This is a genomic window from Kordiimonas gwangyangensis DSM 19435 = JCM 12864, assembly GCF_000375545.1.
In the GTDB taxonomy this organism is placed as follows: Bacteria; Pseudomonadota; Alphaproteobacteria; order Sphingomonadales; family Kordiimonadaceae; genus Kordiimonas; species Kordiimonas gwangyangensis.
On the sequence record NZ_AQXF01000005.1, the window covers coordinates 43,155 to 65,313 of the forward strand.

Annotated in this window: 21 protein-coding genes; 7 read left to right on the forward strand and 14 right to left on the reverse strand. The window is 55.7% G+C overall.

The genetic code is table 11. The annotated features are described in order from the left end of the window. Positions 1 to 114: 114 nt before the first annotated feature. Positions 115 to 1,206, reverse strand: coding sequence for a FecR family protein (locus B150_RS0114245; RefSeq protein WP_081611471.1), 1,092 nt, complete (start codon positions 1,204 to 1,206; stop codon positions 115 to 117). Beyond that, entirely contained in the window at positions 1,193 to 1,801 is a 609-nt protein-coding gene (locus B150_RS21235; RefSeq protein ID WP_020400612.1) for an RNA polymerase sigma factor, read from the reverse strand. Before B150_RS21235 ends, B150_RS0114245 begins: the two co-directional genes overlap by 14 nt. A 392-nt stretch (positions 1,802 to 2,193) precedes the next feature. Between B150_RS21235 and B150_RS0114255 the strand changes: the two genes are divergently transcribed. The 4 genes from B150_RS0114255 (at position 2,194) to B150_RS0114270 (ending at position 7,475) form a co-directional block, all read left to right on the forward strand. Further along, complete coding sequence (locus tag B150_RS0114255) at positions 2,194 to 2,613, forward strand: GntR family transcriptional regulator (protein ID WP_035920693.1); 420 nt, start codon at positions 2,194 to 2,196, stop codon at positions 2,611 to 2,613. Between the two features lie 10 nt (positions 2,614 to 2,623). Next, positions 2,624 to 3,529 (forward strand): ABC transporter ATP-binding protein, encoded by a 906-nt coding sequence (locus B150_RS0114260; protein WP_025895929.1) that lies wholly within the window; start codon positions 2,624 to 2,626, stop codon positions 3,527 to 3,529. Positions 3,530 to 3,539: 10 nt separating this feature from the next. Further along, complete coding sequence (locus B150_RS0114265; RefSeq protein ID WP_020400615.1) at positions 3,540 to 5,375, forward strand: MFS transporter; 1,836 nt, start codon at positions 3,540 to 3,542, stop codon at positions 5,373 to 5,375. Positions 5,376 to 5,441: 66 nt separating this feature from the next. Then, a complete protein-coding gene (locus B150_RS0114270) occupies positions 5,442 to 7,475 on the forward strand; it encodes an alpha/beta hydrolase family protein (RefSeq protein WP_020400616.1) in 2,034 nt (677 codons plus the stop codon). Between the two features lie 46 nt (positions 7,476 to 7,521). On the opposite strand, the gene B150_RS0114275 is transcribed toward B150_RS0114270, so the two are convergent. From B150_RS0114275 to B150_RS21250, 6 genes are all read right to left on the reverse strand, one after another. Further along, positions 7,522 to 8,955: a Dyp-type peroxidase gene (locus tag B150_RS0114275; RefSeq protein ID WP_020400617.1), complete on the reverse strand. Its 1,434-nt coding sequence runs from the start codon at positions 8,953 to 8,955 to the stop codon at positions 7,522 to 7,524. After that, positions 8,955 to 9,530 (reverse strand): hypothetical protein, encoded by a 576-nt coding sequence (locus B150_RS0114280; protein ID WP_020400618.1) that lies wholly within the window; start codon positions 9,528 to 9,530, stop codon positions 8,955 to 8,957. The genes B150_RS0114275 and B150_RS0114280 overlap by 1 nt, the downstream gene beginning before the upstream one ends. Then, the gene (locus B150_RS21240) at positions 9,527 to 10,183 is read right to left on the reverse strand and encodes a hypothetical protein (protein ID WP_025895924.1); all 657 of its coding nucleotides are present in this window, start codon (positions 10,181 to 10,183) and stop codon (positions 9,527 to 9,529) included. Before B150_RS21240 ends, B150_RS0114280 begins: the two co-directional genes overlap by 4 nt. A gap of 3 nt (positions 10,184 to 10,186) precedes the next feature. Next, positions 10,187 to 11,431: a cytochrome P450 gene (locus B150_RS0114290; protein ID WP_020400620.1), complete on the reverse strand. Its 1,245-nt coding sequence runs from the start codon at positions 11,429 to 11,431 to the stop codon at positions 10,187 to 10,189. 122 nt (positions 11,432 to 11,553) lie between these two features. Beyond that, entirely contained in the window at positions 11,554 to 12,420 is an 867-nt protein-coding gene (locus B150_RS21245; RefSeq protein WP_020400621.1) for a patatin-like phospholipase family protein, read from the reverse strand. Then, positions 12,407 to 13,993, reverse strand: a complete 1,587-nt coding sequence (locus tag B150_RS21250; protein WP_025895921.1) for a diguanylate cyclase — start codon at positions 13,991 to 13,993, stop codon at positions 12,407 to 12,409. The genes B150_RS21245 and B150_RS21250 overlap by 14 nt, the downstream gene beginning before the upstream one ends. Before the next feature lie 462 nt (positions 13,994 to 14,455). Between B150_RS21250 and B150_RS0114305 the strand changes: the two genes are divergently transcribed. Further along, positions 14,456 to 15,646 (forward strand): JmjC domain-containing protein, encoded by a 1,191-nt coding sequence (locus tag B150_RS0114305; RefSeq protein ID WP_020400623.1) that lies wholly within the window; start codon positions 14,456 to 14,458, stop codon positions 15,644 to 15,646. Positions 15,647 to 15,692: 46 nt separating this feature from the next. Here the strand turns inward: B150_RS0114305 and B150_RS21255 are convergent, their stop codons facing one another. The 4 genes from B150_RS21255 to B150_RS21265 form a co-directional block, all read right to left on the reverse strand. Further along, positions 15,693 to 16,214, reverse strand: a complete 522-nt coding sequence (locus B150_RS21255) for a CC0125/CC1285 family lipoprotein (RefSeq protein ID WP_020400624.1) — start codon at positions 16,212 to 16,214, stop codon at positions 15,693 to 15,695. A gap of 145 nt (positions 16,215 to 16,359) precedes the next feature. Next, positions 16,360 to 17,058, reverse strand: coding sequence for a response regulator (locus B150_RS0114315; protein WP_020400625.1), 699 nt, complete (start codon positions 17,056 to 17,058; stop codon positions 16,360 to 16,362). 96 nt (positions 17,059 to 17,154) lie between these two features. Continuing rightward, entirely contained in the window at positions 17,155 to 17,943 is a 789-nt protein-coding gene (locus B150_RS21260) for a gamma-glutamyl-gamma-aminobutyrate hydrolase family protein (protein WP_020400626.1), read from the reverse strand. Next, on the reverse strand, positions 17,943 to 18,971 hold the full coding sequence (locus B150_RS21265) for an amidoligase family protein (protein WP_020400627.1): 1,029 nt from the start codon (positions 18,969 to 18,971) through the stop codon (positions 17,943 to 17,945). The genes B150_RS21260 and B150_RS21265 overlap by 1 nt, the downstream gene beginning before the upstream one ends. A gap of 232 nt (positions 18,972 to 19,203) precedes the next feature. On the opposite strand from B150_RS21265, the gene B150_RS0114330 reads away from it, so the two are divergent. Further along, on the forward strand, positions 19,204 to 19,911 hold the full coding sequence (locus B150_RS0114330) for a TVP38/TMEM64 family protein (protein ID WP_020400628.1): 708 nt from the start codon (positions 19,204 to 19,206) through the stop codon (positions 19,909 to 19,911). A gap of 96 nt (positions 19,912 to 20,007) precedes the next feature. Then, positions 20,008 to 20,730, forward strand: a complete 723-nt coding sequence (locus B150_RS21270; protein WP_020400629.1) for a DUF502 domain-containing protein — start codon at positions 20,008 to 20,010, stop codon at positions 20,728 to 20,730. Positions 20,731 to 20,784: 54 nt separating this feature from the next. On the opposite strand, the gene B150_RS0114340 is transcribed toward B150_RS21270, so the two are convergent. Further along, the gene (locus tag B150_RS0114340) at positions 20,785 to 21,642 is read right to left on the reverse strand and encodes a hypothetical protein (protein ID WP_020400630.1); all 858 of its coding nucleotides are present in this window, start codon (positions 21,640 to 21,642) and stop codon (positions 20,785 to 20,787) included. A gap of 50 nt (positions 21,643 to 21,692) precedes the next feature. Next, entirely contained in the window at positions 21,693 to 21,824 is a 132-nt protein-coding gene (locus tag B150_RS0114345; RefSeq protein ID WP_025895913.1) for an entericidin A/B family lipoprotein, read from the reverse strand. Between the last annotated feature and the right edge of the window lie 335 nt (positions 21,825 to 22,159).

The window sequence follows — 22,159 nt, forward strand, 5'->3', positions numbered from 1 at the left end:
AAATGCTCCCCTGTGCGCATCAAACCAAGCGCCACCCCCGTAGCGCGTTACAGTCCTGAAACGCACGAGACCAGGCAAGCGGAAAAGGAATGTCAAAAAAAGTTCACCCGCGCTCTATGACGCGGGCAAAATACGGATAAGGCCGCCATCCCGGTGGTCGATCTGTACGGGAAAGATGACCGGCAGGGCCGAGACCCAGTCCTCAACGGACGCGAGGTCCATGGAACCTGAGTAGGAAAGCCCTTTGAGGTTTGAGCCAATAAGCTCAATCCTGACTTCCGAATAGCGGTTGATATCCTCAACCACATATTCAAGGGGCTCGCTCCGGTAGGTGAGCCAGCCATCACGCCATGAAACCGGCACTGCGGGCTTCACGCTGTCCTGCGCGGCATCTGTACGATCGTCAAGCGCGAGCGCGGAGCCTGCTTCAACCCGGATCTTTTGCGGCTCTGCCGTTTCGCGCACAGGGTCCACATCAATCTTGCCTTCAGTGACGGTTACAACAAACCTGTCTTTCACAAGACGGATATTGAAGGCGGTGCCCACAGCGGTCACATTGCCGTAGGGTGTTTCCACCACAAATGGCTGGTCCGGATTTGGCGCCACATCAAAATAGGCTTCGCCTTGCGTCAGGCGCACCAGGCGGTTGGGTCCGGTGAAGTCCACCGCAACCTTGCTGGCACCGCCCAGTTCGATCTGCGAGCCATCAAAAAGTTTCGCAGTTCGCTGTTCCGCGCGCGCCGTGGATATGGAAGCTATGAGCTCTGCACTATGCCCGGCTGGCTCACTGCCCTGCCCGCTAAAGAGCGTGGTTACGCCAACCGCCACCAATAGGGTGGCTGCGACCGCCATCCAGCGCAGCGGCACCTTGGCGCGCGGCAGTTCAACAACCGTCGCGCTTCCTGACGATTGCGCCGTATTCCGCTCTTCCAGCCAGTCACTGACGGACATGCTGGCGTCATAGTCATCAACGTTTACTGCTTCACCATCTACCAGAAGCTCCTCAAGGTCTGCGTCAGCAACTGCAAGCCATAGCGCTTCCACTTCGTCGTATATTTCCTGATGCGCAGGATCAGCCGTCAGCCACGCTTGCCACGCGGCGATCTCCTCCACCTGCACGTCGTCATCCTGCAGGCGGACAAACCATTCCCTGGCTTCCTGCTGCAAGATTGCCCTTCTTGTCTCGGCCCGATTATCGGTGCTCATTGTCTATCCCCGTCAGAGATGTTTTATCGGTCAGCCTTAGCTGAATATGCTCAAGCGCCCGGGCCAGGTAGTTGCGCACTGTGCGATCGGTTGTGCCCAGATGCTCGCCGATACGGCTACTGGACCACCCCTTGACCCTACTTAGAATAAACGCTTGTCTGCACACGGGCGGAAGCTCCGCCACCGCCTTTTTTATGATGTCGAGGGCCTGTTTGCCTTCAAGCGCTCGAAATTGGGTCTCGGCATAGGCGAATTCAAACAGCGCCGTTTCGGCGGCTACCTTGTCCCGCGTTTTTTGACGACGCCGGTGGTCGGTCGCCAGATTTGCCGCGATTTTATAAAGATACGCCCGAAGGAAGCTGATTTCCTGCGGGCGGTCCAGTTGCAACAGCTTCACATAGGCTTCCTGTGCCACGTCGCGGGCTGCCTGATCGCTGGCCAGCCGCGCACGCAGGAATGCGAGCAGCGCCTGATTATGTTCCCGAAAGAGGTTTTCGACCACCTCCTGACGCGCAGCACCATTCTCTCCCTCGTGGCTTTGGGAAAGGTGTTCATCATGCGTTGGTGATGCCGGGCTCTCGGCCTCGCGGGTCATGCGGTCACTCCTCACTTGGTGAAAAGCCTAGTGATGGGACCAGTGATCAGGCAAGAAGAAAGCGCGAGAAACGGCACAATTCTGGCTATTTTTCACCTTAGCGGAGATTTTTTAAGAAATATTTTCCGCTTAGCATTCCTCGTGCGTTTAAGGGTGTTGGGCCTCGTCAAATTGCGCCTGTCCTTACCCGTAAATCCGCACAGAATTTTTCGATTCGCACCGTGGTACACCCGCACCCATCCCGCTGAGTGTACTATGCCTTTACGCGCTCAACTCGCGAATAATTTGCCAAATTTCCATTTCATATCAGCATCTTAAACAAGCGCTCTTGACGGCACCCCTCCTGTATGCACTGTACTACTACACACAGTACAGTGATTCGAGAATGTCAAATGAGCGTCAGTAACGTGAAGATACAAATAGTGACCGGTGACAGCCGGCCCATCTTCAAGCAGATCGTCGACGGTGTTCGCATGGAAATCGCCACGGGCGGGCTTCCCGTGGGCACCAAACTGCCAAGTGTGCGCGGCCTTGCCATGCAGTTGATGATCAACGCCAATACCGTCGCCAAGGCATATAACGAGCTGACTGCGCAGGGGCTTGTGGAGCCCCGCCAAGGCCTCGGCCTTTTTGTGTCCGAGCCACGACAGCTGCTGAGCGAGGAAGAGCAACAAAAGAGGCTGAAATCAGCCGTGGATAACCTTGTGAACGAGGTCGCGTACCTGGACTTCGGGAGCGAGGAAATCCTGCGTGAAGTGCAAAAAGCGCTCACCAAACTGGATGGTGCCCCCGGCACCGACGACAGAGATTGAGGACAGCACAATGCAAAACTGCATAGAAACAAACGACCTGACAAAAAGGTTCGGCAAAAAACTGGCACTCAAGGATTTCACCCTGACCATTGAACAGGGCGGCATCCACGCGATTGTAGGCAGCAACGGCGCGGGTAAATCGACGCTCTTTCGCCTACTTCTTGGGGTATCTACCCCAACATCCGGCACAGCGCGGCTTCTGGGCGCTGACTGCCGTACCCTGCAGCCTGAAATCCGCGGCCGCGTAGGATATGTGAATGAGGAACATACGCTGCCGCTGTGGATGAAAGCCAAGGAAATTACAGCACACCAGCGCGCCTTTTATCCCAAATGGAACCAGAAAACGTTTGAAAGCGTCATTGGCTACTTCGACGTTGACCAGAACCAGAAGGTGGCCGGCCTCTCCCGCGGGGAGCGGGCCGGGCTTAACCTTTCCATGGCGCTGGCTCAGTCACCTGACCTGTTGATCCTTGATGAACCCACGCTCGGCCTTGATGTGGTCGCGCGGCAATCGTTCCTTGAGGCCCTCATGTTCACCGAGACCGAGGCCAACACCACCATCATATACTGCTCCCACCAGATGGAGGAGATCGAGCGTGTTGCCGACCGCCTGATCATCATGGAAAGAGGCGAACTCAAGAACAACAGCAGCCCGGATGATTTTGTCGAACGCGTCTCTTACTGGGTGGCGGAAATACCGTCTGGCCTGCCCGATAAAGGCAAAATTCCGGGATACCTGAACGCCCGCGACATTGAGGGCCAATGTCATATCCTCGTCGCGGACCAAGGCAACGACTTTGGCGACTTTCTCAAAAAAAATGGCGCAACTGCAGTGGCCCGCAACCCAGTCAATCTGGAACGTGCCGTCAATGCATTCCTGACAAAGAACCATAGCGCCCCTGACAGCAGAGCATAGGATAATCAAGATGTTGCAGATTTTCAAAAGTGAGTTCCTGCGCTACCGCACATGGACCCTTCTGGCGATGGTGGCAGTGCTGGCTGCATACGCTTTCCTCGCCAAACTGTTCCCGTTTCTGAGCGCGCCACCCGAAATGACCGCGATCAGCTATATCGTCGCCGTGGGCGGGTCGCTGGCCTTTGGCCTTGTACAGATGCTTCTGCACCGGCGCGCCAATCACTGGACTTACCTTGTGCACCGCCCCTTGGAGCCCAAACAGATCTACTTTGGCCTGTCGCTCGCTGGCATGCTCTCGATCGCGCTTGTTCTTGTCATCCCATGGCTCATCATGGTTGTAGGCATTGATGCTTTCACGGTTACGGTTGTGGACACCCGCCACTATAGCTATGTGCTCTTCATGGTGTTTTGTGCGCTCACCGGCTATCTGGTTGGCTCGCTCACTGCGCTTAATCCCAGCAAGGGGTCCATCCTCCTCGCGATCCTGCTGCTCATCATCATGAATCCGCGGCCGTCGAATGATTTCGCACAGTTCGCGCCCATGCTGGTTGTGCTCGCCGTGCTCTATGCACTCAACATCGTCAGCTTCAAGCCTGATCTCAGCACACATGTACGCAAGCCGTGGGCGATTGCACTGATGGCACTGCCGATGTGTTATGCGCTCACCTATGGCCTCGCCATGTCAACGCTCATTTACTATCACATCCCGCGTTTCATCATGGGCACCCACCCGGACAACAACCCGATTAATGGCACCGTTGAGTTCATCTGGTCCCTCAAGGGCGCTGACCGCGTGGCCTATGCCCTTGAGGGCAGCGACAATGGCAATGCGGACTTTTACGCCAAACAGGCGGAACTCGCGGAAGAGGGCTGGATTTCGACCAGCGCATGGACCTACCCACGCCGCGGCCAGCTCCATACCCAGGATGCGCAGTATGCGCTGACACCAAAAGGCACCAGCGATGTGTGGCAGTTCTCGCACGACCAGATGCTGATGATCGGCCATTCTCGCATTGGTCAAAAGCCGCTTGGCGCGATTGGCATGCAGGGTTTCATCGACAGTGCAGATGACGCCACAGATGCAGACCGCTTCAACACTGTGCCGACGATGGTGGGTGAAAAGTTCCTCGCGACACCCGAGGTGATCTATCAGGTCAATTTCGCGGAACGCCGCCTTGATATCAAACATGCTCCGGAAGCCGGTGAACACTATATCGGCAGGCCGCAAATGGGCGAAAACTACGTGGCACTGGTTACCAACAAACATGTGCTGATGTTCGACCCTCACCAGGTCGCCGATGAGTATGAAGCTGCGGTGCCTGAGTATGTCATCGAACATCCGGTCCCTGTTTCCATTATCGCAAGCATCGATACCTACCGCCTTGTGGACGGCTATCTCCTGACCTATTACGGGCCCAATTTCTTTGGTTTTGACCAGCCCGGCAGCATGGTGATGCACGCCAAGCTGGGCGGCGGTGTGGAAGTGATCAACGCGCGTCACTATAGGGAACAGCGTCACCCCGCCTGGGTCCGTCATTTCATGGAGAAGATTTCCCCTGCCCTCCACGTGATGGACAATGCCTATCTGAGCTCGGTCGAGCCAACTAACGCAGACTACACAAGCCCGAGCGAACTGTTGGCTCGCGAGTACCCTAAGCCAATCTACTGGATGGCAGGCCTCTTGATGCTTGTGTCGGCTGCGGTAAACTTCCTGCTCAGCCGCCGACACGGCCTCAGCCGCGCAGAGACCGTGACCTGGACCCTGCTTGGTGCCTGTCTTAGCGTGCCTGCCGTTGTTGCATTCCTTCTGATGCACCCATGGCGCAGGGAAGCGCTCGACACCTAACATACTAGATGCCGGGCCAATGGAGCCCGGCACGTCGACCACACAGCAATTTGGATAGGAATAATCATGACGCCCCTTAAAGCATGGGTGCGGCAGCGGGCTTGTTTTGCCCTCGTCGTCGCCGCACTGAGCGCCAGCGCACCGACCTTGAGCGCAAGCGCAGACGAGCTCGACACTATCATTGAATATGTGCAGACCCGAGACATCGCACCGCCCTTGCCCCGCAGTTTTTTCAGCCGCCGCGCGGAGTTGCGCGACATTGCATTGTCACCAAACGGCAAGCTCGTCGCCTATATTTTTGAGACTGGTGATGCAAAACAGGTGCGACTGTATGATCTTGCGAAAAGCACATATCAGACACTCTTCACGAGCAGGATACTGAGGTCCATACACTGGTCCACCGACGGCGCTCACCTTTTCATGGAAACAGACCAAGGTATTGCGCGGGTCTCCCTCGCTGCACGTGACCGCCCGTCCCATGTCATCAACCTCGACAGAAAGATTGAAGAAAAGTTTTTCGGCATTGACCCCACTCACCCGAACGCTTTCCTCGTCGCGCGCCGTATTGAGCGTGATCAGCCACCTGTTCTAACCCGTGTCTTCGCGGATGGTCAGACGGAAGAGCTTTATACGCCTGACACCGAAGTTACTGATTTCCTTACCGTGGGCGAAGACCGTAATTTTGCGCTCCAGATCAGAGACAAACAACTTGCTCTTCTCACCCTTGAAGGAACAACGGAGACAACACTTCTTACCTGCGGTGTAACGGACAATTGCGGCTTGATCAGCTATAGCGCGACCACAGACAGGCTTTATATGCGCGGCCACTTCGGTGATGACCTGCTGGGCGTCTATGCAATCAACCCTCATGACGGTTCACACCAGTTGATCCATCGCGATCCGGGTGGGACGTTCGACCTCAATTCCGTGAAGATCGACAAGCGCACGGGCATGCCCGCGCTGGTGGGCTACAGAGATGACTACACCTCATTTTACGGCCTCAATGATGCGATGAAGGGCGCTATGGCCGCTCTGGAAGCGCAGATGCAGGCAGACTATTACCACATCATTCCTGATGCGACGCTTGAGCATTTCGTTGTGATCGACCAAAGCACCAATGAGCCCGAGAGGAAAGTCTCGTTCTTCTCAGTCGCCGAACAGAAGCTCACCGCCATCCCCCTCGCGAGCCCTGCAACAGCCGCTGAGCTTAACCACCGCGACAACGTCGCGCCTCGCATCCCGATATGGTTCACCGCAAGCGATGGCATGGAGTTGCAAGGCTATGTCACGCTGCCGCTTGGCCGTGACCCGGCGTCGGTGCCGCTTGTTGTGGTTCCGCATGGTGGGCCCTGGGGCCGGGTCGACGGTTCCTACGATGGTCGTGCCCAGTTTCTCGCCAATCGCGGCTATGCGGTGTTTGAGCCCAACTTCCGCGCCTCCATGGGCTTTGGCCTCAAATACATGACAAGCGGCAAACGTGAATTTGGCGATGGCCGCGTGCTTCAGGACATTCTGGACGGCACCAACTATATCCTTTCGCGCGGGATTGGTCGCGTGGGCAACATGGCCATCTTCGGTCATTCCTTCGGCGGCTTTTCAGTCCTCAGTGCATTGTCTTTCGCACCCGATATGTACCAAGTCGGTATCGCAGGGGCACCACCCGCCGACCTCGCCAAGGCCATCGATCACTACCGCAAAAATCGCGATGATGGTGACTTCAGCATGAGCTTCGAGTTTTACAAGGACCAAGCCGTCAACCCGGATGATCCGGAAGACCGGCGCAAAATGCACATGAAATCGCCCGACTATCACTGGGAGAAGATAAACAAGCCCCTATACATTTGGGCAGGAGCCCAAGACCTCAAGGTGTCTGTCCTGGATGTGCGGGACTATGTGCTCAGACTGCAGCATGCAGGCAAAGCGGTAACATACCTCGAAGAACCGCGAGCAGGTCACAGCCCCAAAGAGCCCATGGCGCGAGAAGCGTATTTCTACATGGTGGAAAAAGCGCTGGCGACCCATCTGGGCGGGCCAGAGCCTGAGCCAGTAAATGAGCGCTTGGCGCGTCACCTAAAGCGCGTTTCTCGAGAACTGCGCTAGCAAGATGACACTGTGGCGACGATTATTTGCCGCCACAGTGACTTCCCTAATAGGAAGCGTTGTCCGTCTGCCGCCAATCACAGTCGTCGCTTGAAAGTGCTTCGAATGCTGCAATACCGGGTAGGAAGAAATAGTCGCCACCGCGACACGTTACGAATTGCTTCAACTCGTTGCAGACCATGGTATTTCGGCCCGCACTTTCGTCGCCGGGCACAATGAATTTTCCGTCCTCCAGCTGCGTACCCACGATCGGGTCACGGTCGTTGCCCTGGTTGAAGTCGTTGCCGTAATTCACCCATTGCTGCTGCACAAATTCAAACTGCCGCGAAATGCTGGCATTGAGAACAATGAACATGATGCCCTGCCCTTCCTCGCCGTTGACCTCTGCTTGCGATTTGTTGCGCGGCACGAGGTCGCCATAGGTGATGGCGCGGCGCAGGATGCGGTGCCGGTCAACGAGGAGCGAGCCATAATCTGCGCCAAAACTGTCGCGCGGGTTGGTGCGCCGGATGTGTGCACCCATGGGGCATTGCCGTCCGTCCGGATCACTCGCGTAGGTGAAGTCATAGTCACCCTTGGAAGCCATCAGCGGTGTACCGTCCCGCCGCCTGCCAACCATACGCGCGCCAATATCATCACCGGACCGGCCAAGCTTTTTGGCCTGCCCCTTCAGATAGTCGCGGAACAGGTCAACGTCCTGCGCCAGTTTACGCAGCACCATGAAGGAACCGTTCCACGAAAAAGCAGGCGGTTTGGGAGCAGGTGGAATTTCGCCGTTGGTATCTATGTGGCCTAACAGGAACTCACCGGGCGGAAAGGTGTGCCATTTGCCTTTTGGGTCCAGCACACCGCCACCGACCACATGTTTATCCATAATGCCGCGGATAGGCGGGTTGCCCATGCCGTCACGGAAGCCGAACTGCTCCAGAAGGGACGGCTTGTCCGGTTGGCTTTTGGGGTCATCGATATAAACCGGCACGTCGGGGCTTGAGACAATGCGCGAGGTATCCTGCTGCCCAACAATGGCAACGCCCTTCGCACCCTTCACCCATTTCTCGAACCCCGCGCACCATGCCTCAAGGCTCTCGTCGCTGCGCGCATAAACACCGACCCAGACATGGACCTGATGCCCATCCCATATGGCATCCCATTTCTCAGGGCTGCTGGCGCCAAAGTCACCGTTGATGGCTGCGCGGCGGCGCATGCCGTCGCGGTAGTCTTCCGGCATGCTGAACAGCAGGTCGTTATCGAGCTTGAGTGCCGTCAGCCCTGCATGGGTCAGCGCCGCGTTGACACAAATATCTGGCTTGTCGGCAAGGTCATGGATCGTTGTCAGCGGGCTGAGGTGGCGCAGGAGCCGTCGGCCCGCATCATCAGTTTTATAGGCGCAGTAATAAAACCGCCCCTTGGGCCAACCAAGCCCGATACCCTTGAAAAGCGCCTGAATGTCTTTGGTATTGATAGATGCCGGTGATGTCATCAGAAGCTCCCGGGTTTCGGAATATCGGGATGGACAAATTTCTCGCGGTCTTTCTGCCATGCGTTTTTGAGCTTGGCGTCCGAAAGACCTTCATGGGCCGAAACCCAGTCCCCCAGCATCTGTTTGCGCGATACAGCCTTCAGCGTGTCCTGCACGCTGTTCGGGAAACCTGCATAGCCAAGCGGATTGTTGAACATGCAGCGCGCGATATAGCGCCGGAAAAAGACCGAACCCTTATAGTCCGGGTAGCCAATGCACTGGCCCCATACGGCCTCAACAAACGATGGCTGCACGCGGTACAGGCAATCGAGGAAATCATCGATGTGGCCATCAAGGTCGACCACAAAAAGCAGGTATTTGGTCTTGATATGCGCGCCAGACGTATCGCCCATGGGCGGTATCAACTGGTCAAGGATTTGCAGCCGCGCCATATGGACCATGGGGCAATCGCTGAACGGGCTATTTTCCTGTTCGTGGGCGGCCAACGTGTCACGCAGCTTTTGCATCTTGTTACCGGGATCATTCCGGTGATGGCAAATGGGCGACAGGGCGGTCAGGAAGCTATGGTCGGTCATGTTGTCACCTCCAGCGGCCGCGCACGGTAGGTAAGCGCCGACTGGCTGGCCTCAAGCTGACCGGTGGTTGCGATCATTGGCGACACGTCGGTTACAAAAGCGCGGTAGAGCTTGCCGAACTCTTCACTCGAAAGCTCATCATGCGTTGCAGCCAGAAACGCATCCAGCTTCGGTTCAAGCTCATTCGCCTTGGCGATATCGCGCACCGAGGCACCGGGATAGGCGTTATAGTAAAGGTCCTGCGGTTGCTGGTAGTAGCGGATATACTGCTTGAACAGCCGCATGGGCCAAGGCCCCGGGAAGCCCGCACTTGTGTACCACAGCATATTGAGGCCCTTGCTGACCGCATGAATGCGGCCAAAGGCATCGATATACTGGTCCCACGAGCCATTGAAGTTGGTGGTGAAGACATAAAGATCATACGGCCAATGTTCGACCGGCTGATCGGCACTCAGGCGCGGCAGCTTATTGCCCGGCACCGTGATCCAGCGCGCAAAATGAATGAAGGCAAGCTGCCCCACGATGGTGAGCGGCAGATGTTTGAACACAAGGAGTATGATGCGGGAACCAAGGCTCCGCCAACCACGACGGATCGGCGTTATCACCGTCATCGGGAACGCCTTACCTTGAAAATGCGTTGGAATTAGCGGCATGCCTCACTCCTCGCTATTGTAGGTTATCACCAGATTCCAGGGGAAATTGCCATTGAAGGTCATCTTGCCCACTGGTTTCGGCACCCGTTTGAGAAGTGCGATGAAAATCTCCTCCATCATCACATCAGCGATGGCGGCACCAACGCAGTAATGGAAGTGGTAGCCATAGATGAGATACACATCGCGGGACCGGTTCGGGTTGAATTCATAAGGCTTCACGATGCGGCGGCTATCAAGCATCGCAGACATGCCGGAGATATAGACCATGCGGCCTTTTTTGATTTTGTAGGTCTTGGTGCTGCCGATGCCGATTTCCTGATCCTCCGGCACAGTGCGCCATAGACCGGGCAGGATATAGCTTATGCGCAGCGCTTCCTTCACCACATGCAACATGCCGGTTCGGTCGCCGGCGCCCGCAGCCTCAAGCCCAAAGCGGTAACCGTCCTTGTTATGCAGGATGGTGTCGAAGGCGTGGCCGTTCGCCAGCGTATTGGTAGGCAGATAGCCCATGATCATACCCATGAGGTAGGATCGCAGATGTTGGTCATCGACAATCTTTTGCGCGTGGCAGCGACCAATGATTGTTGTGTCCGGCAGCGGGTTCTTGTGTGCTGCGGCAATCGCCTCATCAATCACTTTCCAGACAATGGAAATGGCCTGCTGCGCGCTTTCCACCACCTTGGGCGCGAGGGACTGCGATCCGAACAGGAACCCGGCCACATGCATACAGCCGTCAAAGAAACTTTGTTTATCCTCTTCAGGGATGGGAACGCCATAATACCGCTCAATCACAGCTTCCGTGACGGGTACCATCAGGCCCTGGATCGCATCGATGCGCCCACCGGCCTTTTTAAGCTCCTCCTCGCTCACCTCACGCGCAATCTGGCGCACGAAGTCGAGGTCGCTCATGCGCCATAGCTCCTTCACCTGCTTCAGAGTTTCCCAGTAAGCAGGGGTATCCTTCATGGCGAGAAGGAAGGTGGGGTTCCAGTCCAGATAGTTCACCTGCCGCTGGTACGGCACCGGAAAATCATTCTGGCGCTGAAACACTTCCTGCACATTGTCGAAACTGGTGACAATCACGGTGTTGGTAAATGGAAAGCGAAAAACTGGCGCCAATTTACGCAAAATCCCGAATGTGAACGGGATAAGCTGCCGCACAAGCAGAGTAGTGAAAAATTGGGCAATAGGTCCCGGACGGGTATCATCCAGGCTGAACTTGTTACCGCTGTCGGCTTGAGGTGCCATATGTTCCCCCTCTTTTGCATATGCATGCAACGCCCCCGCCCCCAGGGATATGTGTAACACCCACTGGTTGAGAGTACCCAAGGCCTGAGTTACTGTCCAGTGTCCATTAACTATGTTTGAGGTTATATCTTTGTGACAGCCAGATAGTCGGCTGTGGCTTTGTAGCCAGAAGCAAACAGCTGATCGAACCCATCATCAGACAGCGTAAGGTCTGTGGCATGGAAGCCCAGGTCGTCAATCAACACACTACGCGCCACAAGCGCAGGGTCTTGCATAAAGTCGATCGTCTGCGCTTTCAGGAGTGCTGCGAAAAGGCTTTTGGCAAAGCTGAACATACCATCAATGGGCCTTGAGGGCGTTGCCGCATTCCGGAAACAGAAGCCAAGGGTTTGACCCGCCCCCGCGCCAAGGCCATCGAATGCGTCAATGGGGTAGTTATAGACCGTACCACCATCCACATAGATGTTGTTATCCGGCTTGCCATCAGGAAACTGCCATGCTGAATACATCAGCGGGATAGACATGGAAGCCCGCACGGCCCCCACAACCGAAGTATCTGGCGTACATTCCGCAGAAAATTCACGGGTATTACAGGACGTGAGATCTGTCGCAAAAACTTTGAGGTCACGCGCACCGCTCGCGGCAAGACCATTGAAAGTGACATCAGCAGGCAGGCCCGCATTTGTCACCTGTGCCTCGATCCAGTTATAAAGCACATCGCCTTTATATAAGCCGTAGTGCGTAGCGAGGCGTAGTGGGTTTGGGCTGTCTTCCAATGTCTCGAAGTGGATTGACTTGAGTGCGGACGCCAGCCCCTCCGATGTTGCGCCCATGCTGACCAGAAGTGCGGCAAATGCGCCGGCAGACGCACCGGCCACCCGCCGCACCGAGGTGAGCAGCCTCTGTTCCTCTAGCGCTTTCAGCGCGCCCGCAAAAGCGATACCGCGCACACCGCCACCCTCGAACACCAGATTATCAAACGCCGTCATGAAATACCGTTACCCGGTTGCGACCGGTATTTTTGGCGTGGTAGAGCGCCTTGTCGCCCGCATCAAAAAATTCTGCGGCGTCGGAGAATTCGCCGTCCTGCCGACTGACGACTCCGATACTGATAGTCACCCCCTCAAACGGCACATCTTCACTGGCACGTTCCCGCAGCCGCTCTGCCAGCACGCAGGCTTCTTCAAGGCCAGTGCGCGGCAACAGTACGGCAAACTCCTCACCGCCATAGCGGAACGCAACGCCAGGGCGGCGGATCTGTTTCTTGAGCACAAGCGCAAGTTCGATCAGCACCCTGTCCCCTACCGCGTGGCCGTGCCGGTCGTTGAAATCCTTGAAGTGGTCAACGTCCATCACCAGAAGGGAAAGTTCCGCTTCCGGCCGGTCACTGACCTGAAACTCCTCTTCCAGCTCTTCATCAAAATGCCGCCTGTTGGCAAGGCCCGTGAGGCCGTCATAATTGGACTGGATGCGCAACTCCCGCACCCGCACGCCAAGCGCGACAGACAGGAAGACAAACTCGAAAAACGAACCAACCTGAAAGCCGTAATGGGTGATGAAATTATGCGGCAGGATGGCAAAGACCTTGAGAAGGTACAGTAGCAGCCCGCCAAGGAATACGGACCATGCCCAAAGATAGTAGCGCGCTGCAGCCTCGCCGCGCAGGTGGGCGACGACGCCCATGGATATGACCAGCACAAGCGCGAGCAGCAGAAATACCGCCAGTGGCTTGACCAGAATACCGTAGCCCAGCACCGGTACCGCGAGCAGCACGCCACCCAGTACCAGTTGTAGCAAAGTCACCGCCCGATAGAGGAAGTAGGATAGCTTGCGAATACCCAGAAGCGAGCGGCAGAACTGAAGCAGGAAAATGATGGATAGCGTTAGAAGGACGGGCCGGCTGAGCTGGCCGAACTCGGGGGCTTCGGGCCATAAGTATTGGAACGCAAAGCCGTTGAACGCCAGCATGTAGCTGCTGTAGCTGATGATATAGGTAAGGTAGTAAAGAAGTGCTACCTGCCGGTCCATCAGATACAGGAGCGAAATGCACAGCGCCAGCAGCATGAAACCGCCAAAATAGGCGCCGAATATGAGATATTCGAGCTCAATTTCAGGCACCAAAGTGCGGTCGCCAAAAAGGCTCAGCCCGATATTTATGGGGCCCTTCGAGCGCACCCGTACATATACCGTCTGCTCTTCCTCAGGCATAAGGCTGAGAGGAAACAGGAAGTCCCGGTGTTCTATTGCGCGGGTTGTGAACGGATGACGGTTGCCTGTTTTCCATGAACGAACAAGCTCATCACCCGAAAACACCCAAACTTCAACATGGTCGAGAAGTGGGTAGTCGAGCTTCACGATAACATTGTGAAGGTCAGCGTCATTGTTGGTCAGCGAAAACCGTACCCACCAGTCAGAAGTGGAGAAACCATAATTTGCAGTGCCCGCATCCAGACGCTTGAACCGGGCATTAAATGCCTCGTCTTGCAGGTCTTTCTCACCGAACTGACTGTCCGGATCTTCCATCACTGCCAGATAGGGGGTCAGGTCTACTTTTGTCGGCAAAGCCTCGAGCTCAAGCCCTGGCGCCGCATGCACCAAAGGTGAAATGCACAGCAGAACAACCCAAAAAAATGCTTTTGTCAGTTTCACAACAGTCTTAACCGATTAAGTGCCCATCCACATGGGCAGACCTCACCAAACTTGAAACCGACCTCATCCGCAACGATGCCCCCATCGAGATCAATATCGGGCATGCTAGCAAATTAAACGGTAAAATCTGCAACTTTTTTAAGAGATTGCGCACGGTGTCACCCAAGAAGGTTCATAGTGTCAAGCCTCTTCGAATGGTGCATTGCGGAAACTTTACACGAACGATATTGTTTACCATCATCAAATTTCACGTTGAAAACGATCTTGAACTATACATGGCGCGTTGCTAGCCCTATGGTCTAGTCAGGTTGGTCACCGCCCATCAGAACAGCGGGATATTGAGAAGGAAATACGCGGCAACGCGGGGAACGTTCGATGATTTTGCGGGAAGCACAGGACATTGTGTCCAAGTTGCTGATGCCGGTGCCATACGACACCTTCTTCAGCGACCATATGAGCAAAAAACCTCTGGCACTGCTTGGGGACAATACCGGCAATCGCAGCCTGATCATCGGTGATGACCCAAGGGCCTCCATTCTGGCGGGCTTCGCGAAATACGCGACCGAACTTACCTGCCATATCCGCACACCTGTTGCACCACCGCCGAAACCACGTCCCGTCGAAAGCGCGGCAGAATTCCATGAACTGATCAGGCAATACCATTCGCGCGGCTATACTGTACGCATCCCCGAGATGACGGACTTGTCGCCCGAGCTGGACCGCTTTACCCGCGCGCTTGAGTTTCTGGTCGGCAACCCGGTGGGCGTCGTCGCGTTCTGGAGCGCGACGGACGCTGAAGCGCCAGTACATTATGACGAAATCGATGTGATCGTGATCCAGCTTCTGGGGACCAAAAAATGGTTCATTTCGGATGCGGAACCAATGCTTGCGAACACATGGAAAAGCCTTGGCGAGGCCGAGCCACCGCTTGGCCAGCACAGCATCTATGACGTCGGCCCCGGTGACCTCCTGTATGTGCCGCGCGGCACACCGCACACTGTGCGCTCAACCGGAGAATCCCTCCACCTCGCGATCGGCTTTTTACCGGTAACGACCCGCGAGGCGATCACGGCAGCGATCGACTATCTGTCAGACCTTGACCGGACACTCCGCATGAACCTTGGCAAACAAGCAGACAGTTACACGCGCAACATGGACGCCCGCACAATCCTCGACCAGATCAGGTCAGGTGTTGCCAAGCTGCATCAGCACTGCCAATCCGACATTTTCATCCGGGATATGCTGGCGCACCGCCATTCACGCATGCTGCATGACCTGCCCCCCCTGCCCCGCCCCGAGATGGGCACGGCACCGATCACGGTAAGCAGCAAAGTGCGTCACCATCCACTGGCGATGGCGCGACTTAATGTGACTGCAGAAAACCTCGACTTCCGCCAACCCGGCGACCAGATTGTTATCCACCGCAGCGTTGAACAGCAGATGCGCTTTATCAAAGACACACCTGAGTTCCGCGTTGCCGACATTCCGGGCGACGTAGGTGACGACATCCGTGTCGCGCTTACCTCGCGCCTCGTCTCAAGCGGTTTTCTGGAAATCGTGCAATAAAAAGCCACGACCCGAGAGCCGTGGCTTCAAACTCATATTTTGGGGTTTAGAGGCGTTCGCGCATGGTCTCCACAAGGCCGTGGGCTTCATAGAAAGCACCACCATCCGGCTTCTCGCCTTCACCCATGACAATTTCCACGAAGGTAACCGTCGTTTCACGACCGCGATAGCGTGTCTCTGTCGTCACCGGCTCAATATATGCCGGACGTGTGACCGTGCGGCAGGTCAGAATGCCGCATTCACGGTATGTGGTCGCATGCACACGCATGTGGGTAACCGCATGGGCATGGCCGTCTTCACGCTCAATGTCCGTGTCGCGCTCAACCACTTCAAACCAGTCATACCCTTTCTCAAGGGTTAGCTCGGCGGCACGTAGCAATGCATAATCCCGCGCGAGGCCCGCATCATCGCCTTCTGTTTTGTAGGCAATGCGGTAACGGTTTTTCTCGAGCACACTCTCATAGTAACCAAAGTCACCCGGCTCATCGGCAGCCATATAGCGCGGGCCAGAAGACGCACAGGCCGTCAGCGCGCATGCCAGTGGCAGGGTTAAAATAAGCTTCTTCATTTGAACCTCCTGAAAAGGCAGAAAATCTCTAACAGTTTGAAGCTTAGTCAGGCGCAGGTGAAATCTCGATATGTGTGGGGCCTGGGTTTCATAAAGCCGTGATAAATTTTCGAAACGGGCCCGGCATACGGGCACCTTTCCCAAGTCATGGCTCGATGAGTTCCATACGGTAGCCGATACCGGACTCTGTCACGATGTAGTCTGGGCTTGAAGGATCAGGCTCCACCTTCTCCCGCACCTGACTTACGTATACACGCAGGTACTGCATGTCGTCACCGTGTGCCGGCCCCCACACTTCGTGGAGGATTTGCCTGTGAGTCAGCATCTTGCCCCGGTGCACAAGGAAGTAGCGCAGCAGGTCATATTCCTTCGGCGTGAAGTCCACCCGCGCGTCATCAATCAGCACTTCGTGGCGTACGAGGTCCATCTTGATGCGGCCGTTCACCAGGATAGGCTCGCCCGCTTCTTGCGTCGCGGCCTTGCGCAGGTTCGCGGTGATACGGGCCAACAGCACATCAGGGTTAAACGGCTTGGTGACATAATCATCCGCGCCAAGACCAAAAGCCTCAATCATCTCTTTGTCGCCGTCACGCACCGAACACACAATGATCGGCACCTGCGACCATTCGCGGATCTGTGCAATCACGTCCTTGCCGTCCATATCCGGCAGGCCAAGGTCAAGAAGGATAAGGTCTGGCTTCAGTGATGCTGTCAAACGCACAGCCTCACCGCCTTTTTCAGCATCCTCACATTTCAGATCATTGGCCTCGAGCGAGATTTTCAGCAGTTTCCGGATCTGCGGCTCGTCATCCACCACCAGAATGGTGCTTTTCTTCTGCTTCATCAGCGTTTGCCCCCTAATACAAATAGCCAGATGGCCCGTTAAATAATATTTCAGTTTGTCCGCAACTATGCTGCAAAAAACAGCATAGTCCTAGTTTTATGCACGCCAGTCTGGCACCGCAGCGCGTTTCATGCCGGGAGAATAATCCAGCTCGCCACTGGGCGCGAGCGCACCACCGTTTGAGCTTGCCGCTACAAGAGCGGCAAAAATGCGGCGCTGTGCGCTTGCATAGAGCATAAATTCAGGGTGCCACTGCACGCCCACCACAAAATGCGCCGGGTCACGACCTTCGATCGCCTGGATCATGCCAAACTCTTCATCGTGCGCAGTCGCCCGGAGGCCTGCACCAAGCTCATGCACTGCTTGGTGGTGTAGGCTGTTCACCCACACACTCTCCTCATTGTCCATCAGGCCAGCGAGCATACCGCCACGATCAAGGCATACCTTGCGGCGAACAAAGATTTTACCGAACGTACTTTCAGTGGGCAGGAACCCTTCAAACACGGAGGGCACATCCTGATGCAGCGAGCCACCACGCGCCACGTTGATCATTTGCGCACCGCGGCAAATACCCAGCAGGGGCAGCTTGGACGCGTACGCCATTTCCACACATTCCTGCTCCAGCCGGTCACGGTAGGGGTCAAGGCCCGTGCTGGCCATATTGTCCTGACCGTAGAGGGTCGGGTCAATGTCCGCCCCGCCTGAGATAACGAGGCCCTGCAGCTTCGGTGTCTTCAGCAAATTATGTTTGGGGCTGATGCGCATCGGGCGACCACCGGCAAGCCACACACCGTAGCTAATGGCTGTGTATGCCAGCACATTCGCACGCGCGCCTGTCGTGATGCCAATCAACGGCCTGCCATGTTTTTCCTGCACAACTGTCATCACGCCCCCTCCGGTAGCGCGACCTCTTCGCGGGCGCCATCATGCGCCGCTTCACGCATATGCGTGATAAACGACACGGGTGATGCTTGCCGCTCGGCGCGCAGGCGCTCAAGACGGTCCTCATTCTGTGCTAGTTCCTCAACCAGCAACCAGCGTTGCCATTCGGTCATCAAGGACCAATCGCTGCGTGACAGCTCGCAGTTCGGCAACCGGTAATGGTAGGTTGGCCGCGCATTGATCTTCTCTTCTGAACCATAGAGATCGCGTACGAGCTTACTATCAAGCTCCGCAAACAGCGGCAGCATGTCGAGCGCCTTGTTCCGGCTGGTGTTGAACCGGTGATAGTCCCGGATCAAGGTCGGGAGGTCAGGCGCGTAGCCATCGGCAAGGATATGGTCGAGGTATTCCTCACTATAGGGCTCGATAAACGGGGTAATGCGGCGCGACATATCAACGTTATGCAGCTCCTTCAGGAGCGGATAGAGAAGCGCAAATGCCTGAATGTGGGTAAGCAGACTTTTCGCCGAAAGCGACACCGCCCGTGGGTTGATATGCAAACCGAACGCATGATGGAAGGATGCCTGCGTGTCTTTGGCATTCTCATAAAAAAGCGCTTCACGTAGGCGGTCCAGCTCCTCAATTTCTTCAATCAACACTGGGGGCGCGACGATCTCAAGCGGTGCAATCTTTTCGCTGATGGTGGTCACCACATCGCTGGCCGCATCGGCCGTCTTTTTCAGGAAACGCTCAAACGCGTCGGTGGGATCGAGCGTTTCATACTCCATGCCCGACACAAGATTTTTCACGGGCTCTGCATCGATTTCCAGCCTGAAGGTGCCGAATTGGGTGTCGGTGACCTGCCACTCAGCCTTGGAACATTCTTCAGCTTCGCCGCCAAAAAGGTCACGCACAATTTCAGCCGTACGCCAGAGGGGGACACCGGCGTATTCGATTTCAAAGCCAACCGTGCGCGCGGATCCATCGTCCGTACGCAGCGCAGGTTGGAATTTGTTCGATACTCGTTTCACGGCCGTTTCCTTGCATTGACTTACGCTCTCAATATAGGAAGCCCTTGGTAAAATTGGCATTCTGCCTGACTGACGCCGCCATAAAAATTCCATAAAGATTAATGGTCAAGGTAGCAAAACATTAGGATTCCGGGCCGGACTTATAACTTTTTGATGCGTTCGCCCCACCCTCCGATTTCACCCTTATGTCGCTCGTGATCATAGTGAAGCATCACTATTTGCGAGGATCAACATGTCCCTGAAAACGAAACTGAGCATCGCGCTCGTACTATTCGTCGGCGTTTGTAGCGTCATTCTTGTCAACGAAGGCTACCTTACGCTCGAAACCGTGCAGGATAATCTGGCGGTTATGAAGGACAGCTATCAGGCCTCGCCTGTTATGTTCCTCGCCCTTTTCATGGTTGGGTACGCCCTTTTTGTCGCCCTTTACGTACCCGGCCCCTTCATTCTGAACCTTCTGGCCGGCGCGCTTTTTGGTCCGCTTGTCGGGACCGCTGTGGCGAGCGTGGCCGCAGCTGTCGGTTCTGTCGCGGCATTCCTCGTCGCTCGTTATATTCTTCATGACGCTGTACGCGGCAAATTCCCGGGTCAGGTGATCTCAGTTGATAAAGCGATCGAGGAAAAAGGCTGGTTTTACGTCTTTCTGCTGCGTCTTGTGCCGGGCCTGCCGGTAGGCCTCACAAACCTTTTGATGGGTGTGACGAACGTGAGCGCGGCAACCTTCTTCTTCGCCTCGCTCATTGGTGTTGTGCCGTGGATTGCCTTCTATGTTGTCGCAGGCGGCGAACTGGCCCAGATGAAGTCCATCGAGGATATCGCCAGCACGGAAATGAGCCTGATCGCACTTGCGCTTGTAGTACTGCTGGTTCTCGGCCGTTTTCTCTCGAAAAAGATATCGGACCCCCGTACGCCTGAGCGCCGCCGCGGCCATTTTGTCTAGGCGCCAACGAAAACCCTTGCGGGGGCACACACCATTGCCATACTGGCGCAACACAATAGCAGCACAACCAACACGCTTCTGGTGCGGAGAGATTTTATGACCCCGGGGGACAAGAGTTCCTTCCTAGCAAAAGCCCGGCACAACATGCTGATCGGGCTTTTTACCCTGATACCCATTTGGCTGACGCTGATCCTTTTGGCGGTCATCCTTGACTTCATTCACCAGATGGCATCACCAATTATCGACCTGTTGACTGGCTGGGCTGACCCGGGCGGTACCGCATTCTATGTGGTGAAACACCCGTGGTTCCAGACCACCTTGGCGGTGGTGATCATGCTGAGCCTCTTGTACCTCGTTGGCTGGCTGGCATCGCGCTGGTTTGGCCAGCGGTTCCTCAAGCTCCTCGATGACCTGATCCAGCGCATTCCTGTTGCCCGCACTATCTATAACACCATCAAGCGGCTTGCTGATGCAATGCAAACCAACTCGGACGAGATTGAGCGTGTGGTGCTGATTGAGTTTCCGTCCAAGGACATGAAAACCGTGGGGCTTGTGACGCGCACCTTCAAGGACAGCCGCACGGGGCGCGAACTGGCGGCCGTGTATGTGCCCACTACGCCGAACCCAACTTCTGGCTACCTTGAGATCGTGCCCATCGAGAATATCATCCCCACCAACTGGAAGCTGGACGAAGCCATGTCCTTCATCATCTCAGGCGGCGCCGATGTACCGGACACCTTCATTTACGACCGGCCACCAGCCCACAACAGCGATGAACTGATCCACCCGGACGCGGATGAGGGTACAGATAAGAAATAAGCAGTAAAAAAGGAGCCAACCGGCTCCTTTTCTCGTTTTGCTATTGTGTGGCTCTTAGCCCAGATCATTCCACCAGGTCTCAAGCTTGCGGTCGATCTGGTCAGCAAGTGACGGATCACGACGGGAAATCAGGTCCTGCAGTTCTTCCATCTCGGCACGGATACGCTCAACCTCAGGCGCGTTGCGGCCGGCACCGTCTTTCTCGGCCTGCAGGCCGACCATGGCGGACTCCGCCACTTGAAGCGCCTCACGCGCGCCTTCATATTCAGCCGCCTTTAGCATGTAACGCGTCAGGGCCACATGGTCCTTGGCGATGATTTGTTCCGAGGGGCCGCCTTCAAACTCATCAATCATGCCGCTCTGTGCGTCATGCAACTGCGCCTGCGCGCCATCAATGTCGTTCGCGGTCAGCTCTTCGCGGGCTTCATTGAGGTCATGCACCAGTTCATCACGGCTGATTTTCAGCCGCACATATTTCACCTGTGCGTCTTCCACATCACCGCGTTCAATGCCGGTGAGGTCGAGCTCGTCCTCAAAATCATCCACCGCAAGTGCGTCATCGCCTACCGGAATGTAAACCACATCCGGCATTAGCGCGTTGCCGAACTTGAGCTCCACAATCTTGGTGATCGGCAGGGACTCTTGAGCCAGTTTCACGGCCGGGCTGTTCTCGAACGATTCTTCAAGTTCCTCGAACGCCTCGTTGATTTCTTCTTCCGCTTCCTGACGTTTGCCCTTTTGCAGGTTCAGGTGCGCCTCCGACAGCGCTGCAAAAATATCACGCGCATCCTTGTCGTAGTCTGTCAGGTGCACATGTGCTGCGTCATCGGCGGCTGCAGTTGGTGCTATCGCTGGCGCAAACGCAAGCGGAACACACAGGGTTGTCGCCATCAGCAAATTCGTTTTTTTCATCCTGTCCTCCATAAGCGACAGGCGACCCGAAGGTCGCCCGCGTAAAACTATTAATTTTCTGCTTCGTCAGCGACCGTATCACCGACCGATTCAACGTCGCGGCCAACACCTTCAATTGTGTTGCATGCCGTCACGGCAAACAGGGAAAGAATGAGTACAAACATCGCAGTAAATTTAGACATCTTATGCCTCCGTCCAGTTACATGTCCGATGCCATAACCGTACGGACTTGCGCGTCAGGGTTCGATTGGCGGGCCTATGGCCTTCCATCAATCGGAGATAAAAAAAATGTGGCAGCCCTGCCCTATTGGTAAACACCCCGCCCAGAGCGGAGGCCTACCGGATAAAAAAATGCCCAGCCAATAGGCTGGGCAGTGGGTTTGCAGAATGGGGCTGGAAGGGATCGGGCGAGCGTAGCCTGGGGGAGGTATGACTAAGCCCGAGCCGCTTCCAGAGTGGGCTGTGGATATCCATAGCCCACAGTCAAGATAATCCGGGTACGTGCAAAAATTCGATA